Genomic DNA, 12,850 nt, shown 5'->3' with positions numbered 1-12,850 from the left:
ACGTCCTCCGGCTCAGACGGTGCCGTCGGCCGGACGCGCGGGGTCGTCGACCTCCGCCGACGCGTCGGCCGGGCGGCGGATCTCCAGAATGGCCTGGCGGGCGTAGGTCACCACGACCCCGGGGGCGATCTGGAGGTCGATCGTCTTCTCGTCCAGCCCGGCGACCGTCGCGTGCAGACCGCTCGTGGTCATCACGGGGGTGCCGACCGTCAGCGAGGCCTGCATGGCAGCGGTCTGCTGCTGCATCTTCTTGCGCTGCCGGGCCGGGAGCACGAAGAGGACGACGGCCAGCACGGCCAGCATGATCAGCGGGAAGTAATCCACGACAGGTGTGCCTCTCTTCCGCGACTGGTTCTCCGCGGTGGATGCGGTCCGGGACGGGACCGCTCGGGTACGTCGGTGCCGGCACGCGCGGCCACCGGGCGGGACGCGCACGACCCGGCCTGCGAGTTGCGCGCCAGCGGTGGGGAGTCTAGGCGTCGAACAAGGCTTCTGACGACGACCCCGGGACCGGTGGGTCTGCTGTGACCCGACCGAGGGGGACGCCGCCCCGCGGAACCGGCCGGCCCAGGTGCTGCCAGGCCGCCTCGGTCGCCACGCGGCCGCGGGGCGTCCGGGCCAGGAGCCCGGCGCGCACCAGGAACGGCTCGCACACCTCTTCGACGGTGTGCGGCTCCTCCCCCACCGCCACCGCGAGCGTGGCCACCCCGACCGGGCCGCCGCCGAACTTCCCGACCAGCGCTTCCAGCACCTCGCGGTCCAGCCGGTCCAGGCCGAGCTGGTCGACGTCGTAGAGGGCCAGCGCCGCCTCGGCCACCTCTCGGGTGACCCGACCGTCGGCCTCCACCTCCGCGTAGTCGCGGACCCGGCGCAGCAGCCGGTTGGCGATCCGCGGCGTGCCGCGGGACCGACCGGCGATCTCGGCCGATCCCTCGCCGGTCAGCTCCACCCCGAGGAGGGCCGCGCTCCGGGCGAGCACCCGTTGCAGCTCGGCCGGCTCGTAGAACTCCATCTGCCCGACGAAGCCGAACCGGTCGCGCAGCGGGCCGGTGAGCAGCCCGGCGCGGGTGGTGGCACCGACGAGGGTGAACGGGTTGATCTCCAGCGGGATCGCTGTCGCACCCGGCCCCTTCCCGACGACGACGTCGACCCGGAAGTCCTCCATCGCCATGTAGAGCAGTTCCTCGGCCGGGCGGGCGATGCGGTGGATCTCGTCGATGAACAGCACGTCACCGGCTGCGAGGTTGGACAGCATCGCCGCCAGGTCGCCCGACCGCTCGATGGCCGGGCCGCTGGTGATCTTCACCGAGGTGCCGAGCTCCGAGCCGATGATCAGCGCCAGGCTGGTCTTGCCGAGCCCGGGAGGGCCGGAGAGCAGGACGTGGTCGGGGGTGCGGCCCCGCCGCTTGGCCCCCTCCAGCACCAGCGCGAGCTGGCGGGCCACCTTGGGTTGGCCGATGAAGTCGTCGAGCGAGTGCGGCCGGAGGGCCGATTCGACGACCCGTTCCTCGTCACCGGCCTGCGGCGACACCGACCACTCCGGGGGCAGGTCACCGGCGAGCTCCCCGGTCAGCGACCGGTCGAACGGTGCGCTCATGATGTTCCCCGTTCGCTCCCGCGGGGCGCTCCGCTCCTCGCTCGTTCCTCGCTGCGATGCTCACGCCCCTGTCCGCTCATGACCTGCCCAGCAGCTGCAGTGCCTGCCGCAGCAGGACGGCCACCTCGACACCGCCGGTGACAGCGATCTGCTCGTCGGCCACGGGGGCGAGCTGGGTGACCGCGCTCTCGGCCTCCTTCGCCGACCAGCCGAGACCCACCAGCGCGGAGGCGAGCTGGTCCCGCCACGGGGCGACCGGCGTCACCTGCGGCCGCCCGGTGGGCGCGTCCAGCGTGGTGTCGGTGCTGGTGGACCCGAGCCGGTCGCGCAGCTCGAGGATCAGCCGCTCGGCGCCCTTCTTGCCGATGCCGGGCACCTGCATGAGCGCCTTGACGTCGGCCATCGAGACGGCGCGGCGGACCTCCCGCGGCGGGTGAATGGCCAGGACGGCCTGGGCCAGCCGCGGGCCGACGCCGTTCGCCGTCTGCAGCAGCTCGAACAACTGGCGCTCGTCGTCGTCGGCGAAGCCGTAGAGGGTGAGCGAGTCCTCCCGCACCACGAGGCTGGTGGCCAACCGGGCGGCCTCGCCCACCTGCAACCGGGCGATCGTTCCGGGGGTGCACTGCACCGCCAGGCCGATCCCGCCGACCTCGACGACCGCACCGTCGGGGCTGACCGCGGCCACCCGCCCGTGCACGCTGGCGATCATCGGGCGACCACCCCCGTCCAGCGCGGGAGGGTGGTGGCGCGCACCGGCGCCCCGATGCCACCGGCGATCGCGGCGGTGCGCAGCCGCTGCTGCGCGGGGCCGCGCCACGCGTGGCAGACCGCCAGGGCCAGCGCGTCGGCAGCGTCGGCCGGCTTGGGTGCGGCGGCGAGACCGAGGACCCGGGTGACCATGAGCGTGACCTGTTCCTTGTCCGCGCGGCCGTTGCCGGAGATGGCTGCCTTGACCTCGCTGGGGGTGTGCCAGGCGACCGGCCGGTCGGCCTGGGCCGCGGCGAGGGCGGCGACGCCGGCGGCCTGGGCGGTGCCGGTGGCGGTGCCCTTGTTGTTCTGCGTGAACACCCGTTCGATGGCCACGACGTCGGGGCGGTGCTCGCGCAGCAGGGCGGTGACCGCGGTGTGCAGCTCCAGCAGCCGCAGCTCGAGGTCGAGCTCCGCCATGGTGCGGACGACGCCCACACCGACCGCTGTCGGCCGCGCGCCGGGACGGCCGTCGACCACCCCCCACCCGCACCGGGTGAGGCCCGGGTCGATACCGAGCACCCGCATGGTCACTCTCCCGTCGGCCGAACTGGTGTTCGACCGAGGCTAACCGGCCGGGCCGACGCCGTGACGCCGCAACACGCCAGGCGAGGTGCTGGAACGGCCCCGGTGCAGGGACCCGCCACGAGCGGAGCGAGTGGTGGGGGGCACCGGGTCGAAGGACCCCCTCGCCCCCCAGCACTCGCACGCTCGCGCCGGGCCCCTGCGAGGGGGCCTAAGCGTCGGCGGTGACCTGCTCCATGACCTCGTCGGGCACGTCGTAGTTCGCGTAGACGTTCTGCACGTCGTCGAGGTCCTCGAGTGCGTCGATCAGCTTGAACACCTTGGCTGCGCCGTCGGCGTCCAGCTCCACCTGGACGCTCGGCAGGAAACCCATGTCGGCCGAGTCGTACTCGATGCCGGCGTCCTGGAGTGCGGTGCGCACCGCCACCATGTCGCCGGGCTCGCTGACCACCTCGAAGGTGTCACCGAGGTCCCTGACCTCCTCCGCGCCGGCATCCAGGACGGCCACCAGCACGTCGTCCTCGGTGTGACCGGCCGCCGGCACCACGACGACGCCCTTGCGCGAGAAGAGGTAGGAGACCGACCCCGGGTCCGCCATCGAGCCCCCGTTGCGGGTCATGGCGGTGCGGACCTCCATGGCCGACCGGTTCTTGTTGTCGGTCAGGCACTCGATGAGGACGGCGACACCGCCGGCGGCGTAGCCCTCGTAGGTGATGCCCTGGTAGTCGACGCCGCCCGCCTCGAGCCCGGCGCCGCGCTTCACCGCCCGGTCGATGTTGTCGTTGGGCACCGAGCTCTTCTTCGCCTTCTGGACGGCGTCGAACAGCGTCGGGTTCCCGGAGGGGTCACCCCCGCCGGTGCGGGCAGCGACCTCGATGTTCTTGATCAACTTGGCGAAGAGCTTGCCGCGCTTGGCGTCGATCCCGGCCTTCTTGTGCTTGGTCGTCGCCCACTTGGAATGGCCGCTCACGAGTCCTCCTCGCTGGCGCTCGTCGGCCGCGTTCGCGGCCGGCCGGCTCTCTTCTTGGGTGGACTCGCAAGCTCGTTCACGTGGACTTACCCCTCTCGTTCCCGGCGTCCGCGCCGGCCTGCTCGGCCAGGTGAGCGCGGACGATGTCGACGAACAGCGCGTGCACCCGGCGGTCCCCGGTCAGTTCGGGGTGGAAGCTGGTGGCCACCACGTTCCCCTGGCGGACCGCGACGATCCTACCGTCGGCCGCACCGCCGACGACCCGGCCGAGGACCTCCACCCCGGGCCCGGCCTCCTCGACCCACGGGGCGCGGATGAAGACCGCCTGCAACGAGCCGCCGCCGATGCCCGCCAGATCGACCCCCGACTCGAACGAGTCCACCTGCCGGCCGAAGGCGTTGCGGCGCACCGTGACGTCCAGCCCCCCCACCGTCGGCTGGCCCGGCGGGGCGTCGACCAGGCGGTCGGCCAGCAGGATCATGCCGGCGCACGTGCCGTAGGCCGGCAGGCCCGCACGCAGCGCCTCGCGCAACGGCTCGAGCAGGCCGAAACGGCCGGCGAGCCGGGCGATCGTGGTCGACTCACCCCCGGGCAGCACGATCCCGTCGACGTCGGCCAGCTCCTCCGGACGCCGGACGGATCGGGCGTCGGCGCCCTCGGCCTGCAGCGCGGCCACGTGCTCGCGGACGTCGCCCTGCAGCGCGAGCACGCCGATGACGGGGCGCACGGAGTCGGTGGACACGATCGCCCAGGCTACGGCGGGCCGCCCCGGCCGTCGCCGGACGGGCCGTGATCGGCGGGGCCGCTCGGCAGGGCGGCGGTCCTGCGGGAGCTCCACGTCAGCAGCCGCTCCAGCGGCCCCTGACCGAGGACGATGCGCCAGATGGTGGCGGCCAGCACGGCGTAGCCGGCGAACGCCAGCCACGTGCCCGGGCCGCCGCCGGCGGCAGGGTCGAGCATCCGGACCAGCCAGAGGGCGACGACGTGCCCGGTGTAGACCGACAACGCCAGGGCCCCGACGGCGGCCAACGGTGCGGTGAGCACCGGAAGCCGGCCGGCCAGCAGCAGGCACAGCCCGATGACGGCGACGGCGACCCCGGTCGAGCCCACCATCTCGAAGGTGGTCCCGCTGTGCGGCGCCGCTCCGGTGAACCAGGCGGGGTCCCACTCCCCGACACCGGCGCCGAAGCCCTCCTCGGGTCCGGCCGAGGGACGCCCGTCCGCGACGGCCCGGGTGGTGAGCCAGCCGCCGCCGTAGCCGAGGACCGCCGCTCCCGTTCCCGCGCCGACCAGCCACACCCGCACCCGTCCGGCGCGCACGTCGGACCGGCCGACCGCGAGACCGGCCAGCACGTACGCCCACCAGAGCAGCGCCGGGTAGACGCCGGTGATCACCAGGTCCGCGAACGGGTCGTCGGCGTTGCCGCCCTCGGTCGCCACCTGGCCGAGCAGCAGGTCCAGTGGCGGCCCCGCGACGGCGATTCCCGCGGCGAGGGCCAGCAGCCGCGACACCGGCCACCGCAGGAACGGCGTCGCCAGGACGAACAGCACGGCGTAGACGCCGAGGATGATGGCGACCCGGGTGTCGAGCAGCTCCAGCAGGCCGCCGATGGCGAAGATCCACGCCGCCCGCACCAGGATGCGCGTGCGGGCCCGCACGAGCGCCTCCCCCGTGGCCGGGATGCCCCCTCCGCTGAGCAAGGCGATCGACACCCCGGCCAGAGTGGCGAACAGGATCGACGGGCGGCCGTGCACGATCGCCGGCCAGGTGACCGGATCCGCGGCCAGCCGGTCGCTGGTTCCCAGGTGCGCCCCGAACATGCCGAGCACCGCCAGCCCGCGGGCGAGGTCGAGCCCAGCCACCCGGTCGGGGCCACCCCGGCGCCACAGCCGGGCCGCGACCGCGCCGCCCGGGCCGGGGGCGCGCTCGCCGGTCACCAGCCGCGGGTGGCGTACCGCTCGCTCTCGGGCAACGCCGAGACGTTGATGCCCACCATGGCCTCGCCCAGACCGCGCGACACCTTGGCGATCACGTCGGGGTCGTCGAAGAAGGTCGTCGCCTGCACGATGGCCGCCGCGCGCTGAGCCGGGTCGCCGGACTTGAAGATGCCGGAACCCACGAACACGCCCTGGGCCCCGAGCTGCATCATCATCGCCGCGTCGGCCGGGGTCGCGATGCCGCCGGCGGTGAACAGCACGACGGGGAGCGCGCCCAGCCGGGCCACCTCGACGACCAGGTCGTGCGGGGCGCGCAGCTCCTTGGCGGCGACGAAGAGCTCGGTCTCGTCGAGGGTGCCCAGCCGCTTGATGCCGGCGCGCAGCGCCCGCATGTGCCGGGTGGCCTCCACGACGTTGCCGGTGCCCGCCTCGCCCTTGGAGCGGATCATCGCCGCCCCCTCGGCGATGCGCCGCAGGGCCTCGCCGAGGTCGGTGGCGCCGCAGACGAACGGCACCGTGAAGGCGTGCTTGTCGATGTGGTGGGCCTCGTCGGCGGGGCTGAGCACCTCGGACTCGTCGATGTAGTCGACGCCGAGCGACTGGAGCACCTGCGCCTCGACGAAGTGGCCGATGCGGGCCTTGGCCATCACCGGGATGGAGACCGCGTCGATGATCCCCTGGACCATGTCGGGGTCGCTCATGCGCGCGATGCCGCCCTGCGCCCGGATGTCGGCGGGCACCCGCTCCAGCGCCATGACGGCGACGGCACCGGCGTCCTCGGCGATCCTCGCCTGCTCGGGGGTGACGACGTCCATGATGACGCCGCCCTTGAGCTGTTCGGCCATGCCGCGCTTGACGCGGTCGGTCCCGGTCGCGGTGTCCGGCTGGTCGGGGTGCGCTGCCACGGGTGTCCGCCTTCGCGTAGACGAGTCGAGTAGCCCACAACGGTACGGGGATCAGCCCGGCGGGCGGCCCGCCGGGTCGGCGTCCTTGGTCACAGCGGCGACCCGGTCGTCGATGTCGAAGTAGCGCGGCAGCGGCCGGGAGCGGTGCAGGCCCGCCCAGCGCGGGAACCGGCGTCCGCGCAGCTGCCGGGTGTCGCGGACGGCGTCGTTGTAGAACCGGCGGGCCAGCGCCACCCGCGTCTGGGTACCGGCGAGGTCGGTGCGCAGCGCCGCCGGCACTCCCGGCAGCTCCGGCGGCAGCTCGCGCAGGACGCGGCCGAGTGCGTTCTCCGCGAGTTCGCGGTCGCCGGGACCGGATGCCCGCCCCTGCGCGGCCGCGGCGGCCAGCGCCCCGGCCGCCGCATCGCCGAGCGCGGCCGGATGCTGCCGCGCCAGCTCCTCGGCCAGCCCGGCGCGCCGCTGGAGCTGGGCGTCCAGGGTCGCCCACGCGCGGTCCACCCGGGCGCCGAGCCGCCGCAGCCGGGTGAGGGTCCAGCCGGCCCAGACGACCAGCACGACCAGCAGCCCTGCGGCGAGCAGCAACCAGGCCAGGGACGTCACGGGGGTCGAGGCTAGCGGCGGACCCGCCGGATCCGGGGAGGTCGCGCCATGGTGCCCGTCGGTGGCACGGCCGGGAAGTCGTCCTCCGGCCCGGCCGTCACCACCCCGCCACCCGCGGGCAGGACGGTCTCGTAGACGGCGAGGATGCGTCGGGTGAGGACCTGCCAGTCGTAGCGTGCGGCCACCTCCGCCCCGCGGGCGGCGAGCAGGTCGCGGCGCTCCGGGTCGGCGAGCAGGTCGCACAGGGCCCGGCCGAGGGCGGCGGCGTCCCCACGCGGCACGAGCACGCCGGCCGTGCCGTCGTCGAGCACGCGGGCGAACGCGTCGAGGTCGCTGGCCACGATCGGCGCCTGTGCGGCCATGGCCTCGATGAGGATGACGCCGAACGACTCGCCGAGCAGGTTCGGGGCGCAGTAGACGTCGACCGAGCGCAGGAGCGCAGCCTTGTCGGCCTCGGAGATCTCACCGAGCAGCGTGACGTGGGGTCGCAGCTCCTCCCCCACCAGCCGCCACAACTCGCCGGCGTCGCCCCGGCCGGCGACGAGCAACCGCGCGTCCGGGTGCTCCCCGACCACGGTGCGCAGGGCGCGGAGGAGCACGGGCAGGCCCTTGCGCGGCTCGTCGTACCGGCCCAGGAAGCCGATGGTCGGGGGGTGCCCGGCGCCGCCATGACCGGGCAGGGCCGGCCCGTCGGCGAAGAACGGCACGTGCACCCCGTTGGGCAGGACGACCGCATCGCCGCCGAGGTGCTCGACCTGCACCCGCCGGGCGAAGTCGGAGACGGCGATCCGGCCGCTGACCTTCTCCAGCCACGGCCGCGCCATGGGCCCGACCGCGGCGAGCCACTTCGAGCGGGTCGTCGCCGCGTGGAACGTCGCCACGATCGGCCCGGTCGCGATCATGCAGACCAGCAGCGACACCGACGGTGTGGCCGGCTCGTGCACGTGGACGACGTCGAAACGCCCGTCCCGGAGCCAGCGCCGCACCCGGGCCGCCGAGACCGGACCGAACTGGAGGCTGGCCATCGAGCCGTTGTAGGGCACCGGGACGGTGCGCCCGGCGAAGGTGATGAACGGGTCGGTGACCGAATCCTCCCGCTCGGCGGGGGTGAGGATCTCGACGTGGTGACCCATGGCCCGCAGCGTCCCGGCGAGGTCGCGGACGTGGTACTGGACGCCGCCGGGGACGTCCCACCGGTACGGGCAGACCAGGCCGATGCGCATCAGGCGGTCGCTCCCGCACCGCTCCGGGGCGGGTCGGCGGGGACGTCGTGCCAGATGCGGCCGAGCATGTGCCAGTCCTCGGGCCGCTCGGCTATCCCGGCGGTGAACGCGTCGGCCACCTGCTGCATCGCCGTCGCCACCCGGTCCTTGAGCCGGCCGGGACCCTGCACCGGCACCTCGGGGTGGACGCGCACCCGCCAGCCGGCCGTGGTGAACTGGCCGACGGCCGGGATGAGTGCGGCGCCGGTGCGGTCGGCGAGCAGGGCGGCGCCGCCGGGCATGGCCGCCTCCCGGCCGAAGAAGGTCACCGGGACGCCGCCGGGGCCGAGGTTGCGGTCGACCAGCAGGCAGGACACGCCGCCCTCGGCGACCCACTCACGCAGCCGGTCCGAGCTGGGCCGGTCCCCTCCGGTCAGCGGCACCACCCGCATCCCCAGCGACTCGCGGTACTCGAGGAACCGCCGGTAGAGCGACTCGGGCTCCAGCCGCTCGGCGACGGTCATGAACGGTCCGCCCAGCCAGTCGATGAACCAGGCACCGGCCGCATCCCAGTTCCCGCTGTGCGGCAGGGCGATGATCACGCCGCGCCCCTCGTCGCGGGCCCGGGCGATGTGCTCGATCCCCGGGACGGCAGTGTCCCGGCGGATCCGTTCCGCGGTCAGGGAGGGCAGCCGGAAGGCCTCCTGCCAGTAGCGCGCGTAGGAGACCATCGCCCGGGTGGTGAGCTCTTCGAGGGCGGCCTCGGAGAGGGCGCCGCCGGTGGCGACGCGCAGGTTGGCCCTGAGCTGGCGGACACCCTTCCCCTCGCGCCCGGCGGCCCAGCGGCCGGCGTGGTCGAAGGTGCCTCGGGCGACCGGTTCGGGCAGCATCCGCACCGCCCGCCAGCCGGCCGCGTAGCCGGTGTCGGCCAGCCGCGCGAGCAGCTCCTGGCGGGAGCCGCTCACGACGCGATCCCCCGGCCACCGGCGGCGCGCTTCACCGCCAGCACGCGCTGCCCCACGGTGATCGCGCTCCCGACGAGCAGCACCCACAGCGCGACGTGCACCGCGTAGGGGATCTGCAGCCCGGTGAAGCCGGTTCCGACGAGGACCAGGATGAGCCGCTCGGTGCGTTCCACCACCCCGACGTCGCAGGACAGCCCCATCCCCTCGGCGCGGGCCTTGATGTAGGAGGTGAGCACCCCGAGGACCAGGCACACGAGGGCGAGGAGCACCAGCAGCCGGTTGTCGCCGCTGCCCGCGTACCACCAGACGAGCGCGCCGAAGATGGCGGCGTCCGCGGCCCGGTCCCCGGTGGAGTCCAGGACCGCGCCGAACACCGTTCCGCCGCCGCGTAGCCGGGCCAGCGCGCCGTCGAGCATGTCCAGCAGCACGAACACCGTGACGGCGAACGCGCCCCAGAACAGGTGCCCGGTGGCGATCAGCCCCATGGCCGCCGCGACGGCGCCGACGGTGCCCGTGACGGTGACCATGTCGGGGGTGACCCCGGCGCGGGCCAGTCGAGCGGCCAGCGGGTTCACCACCTTGGCCACCACCGGGCGGGCGTTGACGCCGAGCACTCAGGCCTCCGTCGGGGCGGCGGGGTGGGTGGAGGACGCAGCGGCGGCGGGGTGGGTGGAGGACGCAGCGGCGGCGGGGTGGGTGGAGGACGCAGCGGCGGCGGGGTGGGTGGAGGACGCAGCGGCGGCGGGGTGGGTGGAGGACGCAGCGGCGGCGGGGTGGGTGGACGACGCAGCGGCGGCATGGTCGGACCAGGCGGCCGCGAGCAGGTCTCGGGTCTCGCGCAGCACCTGCGGCAGTACCCGGGTCAGGCCCACGACCGGCATGAAGTTGGTGTCCCCGCCCCACCGCGGGACGGCGTGCTGGTGCAGGTGGTCGGCGATGCCCGCGCCGGCCACCGAGCCCTGGTTCATGCCGATGTTGAACCCGTGCGCGCCGGCGACCGTGCGGATGGTGCGCATCGCGGTCTGGGTGAAGGCCCCCAGCTCGGCGACCTCCTCGACGGTGAGGTCGGTGTAGTCGGGCACGTGCCGGTACGGGACCAGCATCAGGTGCCCGGCGTTGTACGGGTACAGGTTGAGGACGGCGAAGACCGTCGTCCCCCGGGCCACGACCAGCCCCTCCTCGTCCCCGAGGGTGGGGATGACGCAGAACGGGCAGTCGTGGGTGCCGGTGGGCTTGCCCTCGCCTCGGATGTAAGCCATCCGGTACGGGGTCCACAGGTGCTCGAACACCGCCGTCGGCCCGGCGTCGTCGGAGGGCACGGACATCCGGTACGGCTCGGTGCCGCCGCCTCCCCTCCCCGGGGCGCTCATCCGCGAACCGTGGCGTTCTCGGCGGTCGGGTCGGCGTTGCTGCGTGCGGCGACCCAGGCCGTGATCTCCTCGACCGCCTCGTCGACGGGGATGCCGTTGCGCTGGCTGCCGTCGCGGTAACGGAAGGAGACCGCACCCGCCTCGGCGTCGGTGGCCCCGGCGATGAGCACGAAAGGCACCTTCTGCTTGCTCGCCGTCCGGATCTTCTTCTGCATCCGGTCGTCGGAGTCGTCGATCTCCACCCGGATACCGCGGGCGCGCAGCTTCAGCGAGACGTCGGTGAGATAGGGCACCTGGTCGTCGGTGACCGGGATGCCGACGGCCTGGACCGGTGCGAGCCAGGCCGGGAAGGCGCCGGCGTAGTGCTCGGTGAGCACTCCGAAGAAGCGTTCGATCGAGCCGAACTTCGCCGAGTGGATCATCACCGGCTGCTGCCGGGAACCGTCCCCGGTCGTGTACTCCAGCCCGAAGCGCGCGGGCTGGTTGAAGTCGTACTGGATGGTGGACATCTGCCAGGTGCGGCCGATGGCATCCCGCGCCTGCACGGAGATCTTCGGGCCGTAGAAAGCCGCGCCGCCGGGGTCGGGGACGAGCTCCAGGCCGGTCTCCTTCGCCGCGTCCTCCAGGACGGCGGTGGCCACGGCCCACTCCTCGTCGGTCCCGATGAACTTCTCCGACTCCCCACGGGTGGACAGCTCGAGGTAGTAGTCGTCGAGGCCGAAGTCGCGCAGCAGGCCGAGCACGAAGTCCAGCAGGTGCCGGATCTCCCCGGGTGCCTGCTCCGGGGTCACGTAGCTGTGCGAGTCGTCCTGGGCGAAGCCCCGCACCCGCGTGAGGCCGTGGACGACGCCGGACTTCTCGTAGCGGTAGACCGAGCCGAACTCGAAGAACCGCAGCGGCAGCTCGCGGTAGGACCGCCCGCGCGAGGAGAAGATCAGGTTGTGCATCGGGCAGTTCATGGCCTTGAGGTAGTACTTCGCGTTGTCCATGTCGAGCGCCGGGAACATGGTTTCCTCGTAGTACGGCAGGTGCCCGGAGGTCTCGAACAGGCCGCCCTTGCTGATGTGCGGCGTGCCGACGTAGTCGAAGCCCTCCTCGATGTGGCGGGCGCGGACGTAGTCCTCCATCTCCCGCTTGATCACCCCGCCCTTGGGGTGGAAGACGGGCAGGCCGGAGCCGATCTCGTCGGGGAAGCTGAACAGGTCCAGCTCGGCGCCCAGCCGGCGGTGGTCGCGGCGCTCGGCCTCGGCCAGGTGCTCGAGGTAGGCCTTGTGCGCGTCCTTGCTCTCCCACGCGGTGCCGTAGATGCGCTGCAGCTGCGGGTTCTTCTCGCTGCCCCGCCAGTAGGCGGCCGCCGAGCGGGTCAGGCTGAACGCCGGGATGTTGTTCGTGCGGGGCAGGTGCGGACCGCGGCACAGATCGGTCCAGACCCGGTCGCCGGTGCGCGGATCGAGGTTGTCGTACATGGTCAGGCCACCGGAGCCGACCTCGACGGAGGCGCCATCATCCTCGGACGGAGCCTCGCCACCCTTGAGCCCGATCAGCTCGAGCTTGTACGGCTCGTGCGCCAGCTCGGCCTGGGCGTCGGCGTCGCTGATCTCGCGACGGCGGAAGTTCTGACCGGCCCGGACGATCTCGGTCATCCGCTTCTCGAGCGCCGCGAGGTCCTCGGGCGTGAACGGGCGCTCGGGGTCGAAGTCGTAGTAGAAGCCGTTCTCGACCGGCGGGCCGATGCCCAGCCGGGTGCCCGGGAAGAGGTCCTGCACCGCCTGGGCGAGCACGTGGGCGGTGGAGTGCCGGATGACCGCGCGGCCATCGGCGCTGGCGGCCGGCACCGGGTCGACCTCGGCGTCGGCGTCCGGCGCCCAGGCGAGGTCCTTCAGGTCGCCGGTCGCCAGGTCCCGTACGACCACCGCGCCGTCGGGGCCCTTCAGCGGCACGCCGGCGTCCTTGAGCGCCTGCTGCGCCGTCGTCCCGGCCGGCACCCGGATCGGTCCGACTGCGGTTGGCGAGGGCGGGGTCGACACGGGG

14 protein-coding genes are annotated in these 12,850 nt (G+C 73.7%); all 14 read right to left on the bottom strand.

Going from position 1 to position 12,850, the window contains the following annotated elements; all coding sequences use genetic code 11:
- Positions 1-12 precede the first annotated feature (12 nt).
- The 14 genes from yajC to thrS all read right to left on the bottom strand — a co-directional run bounded on the left by yajC (position 13) and on the right by thrS (position 12,846).
- A complete protein-coding gene (gene yajC, locus QOZ86_RS18195; protein ID WP_284493387.1) occupies positions 13-324 on the bottom strand; it encodes a preprotein translocase subunit YajC in 312 nt (103 codons plus the stop codon).
- 148 nt (positions 325-472) lie between these two features.
- Positions 473-1,597 carry a Holliday junction branch migration DNA helicase RuvB gene (gene ruvB / locus QOZ86_RS18190; RefSeq protein ID WP_284493386.1) on the bottom strand — a complete coding sequence of 375 codons (1,125 nt, stop codon included), beginning with the start codon at positions 1,595-1,597 and terminating at the stop codon, positions 473-475.
- 76 nt (positions 1,598-1,673) lie between these two features.
- On the bottom strand, positions 1,674-2,306 hold the full coding sequence (gene ruvA, locus QOZ86_RS18185; protein WP_284493385.1) for a Holliday junction branch migration protein RuvA: 633 nt from the start codon (positions 2,304-2,306) through the stop codon (positions 1,674-1,676).
- Positions 2,303-2,872: a crossover junction endodeoxyribonuclease RuvC gene (ruvC, locus tag QOZ86_RS18180; RefSeq protein ID WP_284493384.1), complete on the bottom strand. Its 570-nt coding sequence runs from the start codon at positions 2,870-2,872 to the stop codon at positions 2,303-2,305. The genes ruvA and ruvC overlap by 4 nt, the downstream gene beginning before the upstream one ends.
- Positions 2,873-3,080: 208 nt before the next feature.
- Complete coding sequence (locus QOZ86_RS18175) at positions 3,081-3,839, bottom strand: YebC/PmpR family DNA-binding transcriptional regulator (RefSeq protein ID WP_284493383.1); 759 nt, start codon at positions 3,837-3,839, stop codon at positions 3,081-3,083.
- Positions 3,840-3,915: 76 nt separating this feature from the next.
- Positions 3,916-4,581, bottom strand: a complete 666-nt coding sequence (pdxT, locus tag QOZ86_RS18170) for a pyridoxal 5'-phosphate synthase glutaminase subunit PdxT (protein WP_284493382.1) — start codon at positions 4,579-4,581, stop codon at positions 3,916-3,918.
- Positions 4,582-4,592: 11 nt separating this feature from the next.
- Positions 4,593-5,777, bottom strand: coding sequence for a heparan-alpha-glucosaminide N-acetyltransferase domain-containing protein (locus QOZ86_RS18165; RefSeq protein WP_284493381.1), 1,185 nt, complete (start codon positions 5,775-5,777; stop codon positions 4,593-4,595).
- Positions 5,774-6,682, bottom strand: a complete 909-nt coding sequence (gene pdxS, locus QOZ86_RS18160) for a pyridoxal 5'-phosphate synthase lyase subunit PdxS (protein ID WP_284493380.1) — start codon at positions 6,680-6,682, stop codon at positions 5,774-5,776. Before pdxS ends, QOZ86_RS18165 begins: the two co-directional genes overlap by 4 nt.
- Positions 6,683-6,733: 51 nt before the next feature.
- Positions 6,734-7,282 (bottom strand): LemA family protein, encoded by a 549-nt coding sequence (locus QOZ86_RS18155; RefSeq protein WP_284493379.1) that lies wholly within the window; start codon positions 7,280-7,282, stop codon positions 6,734-6,736.
- A gap of 11 nt (positions 7,283-7,293) precedes the next feature.
- A complete protein-coding gene (locus QOZ86_RS18150) occupies positions 7,294-8,505 on the bottom strand; it encodes a glycosyltransferase family 4 protein (protein WP_284493378.1) in 1,212 nt (403 codons plus the stop codon).
- A complete protein-coding gene (locus QOZ86_RS18145; RefSeq protein ID WP_284493377.1) occupies positions 8,505-9,449 on the bottom strand; it encodes a phosphatidylinositol mannoside acyltransferase in 945 nt (314 codons plus the stop codon). Before QOZ86_RS18145 ends, QOZ86_RS18150 begins: the two co-directional genes overlap by 1 nt.
- Positions 9,446-10,063 carry a phosphatidylinositol phosphate synthase gene (pgsA, locus tag QOZ86_RS18140; RefSeq protein ID WP_284493376.1) on the bottom strand — a complete coding sequence of 206 codons (618 nt, stop codon included), beginning with the start codon at positions 10,061-10,063 and terminating at the stop codon, positions 9,446-9,448. Before pgsA ends, QOZ86_RS18145 begins: the two co-directional genes overlap by 4 nt.
- Positions 10,064-10,819 carry an HIT family protein gene (locus tag QOZ86_RS18135; protein ID WP_284493375.1) on the bottom strand — a complete coding sequence of 252 codons (756 nt, stop codon included), beginning with the start codon at positions 10,817-10,819 and terminating at the stop codon, positions 10,064-10,066.
- On the bottom strand, positions 10,816-12,846 hold the full coding sequence (thrS, locus tag QOZ86_RS18130; protein ID WP_284493374.1) for a threonine--tRNA ligase: 2,031 nt from the start codon (positions 12,844-12,846) through the stop codon (positions 10,816-10,818). Before thrS ends, QOZ86_RS18135 begins: the two co-directional genes overlap by 4 nt.
- Between the last annotated feature and the right edge of the window lie 4 nt (positions 12,847-12,850).

This window comes from Blastococcus capsensis (assembly GCF_030165005.1).
Lineage (GTDB): Bacteria > Actinomycetota > Actinomycetes > Mycobacteriales > Geodermatophilaceae > Blastococcus > Blastococcus capsensis.
This window is presented reverse-complemented; position numbering and strand designations above follow the sequence as displayed.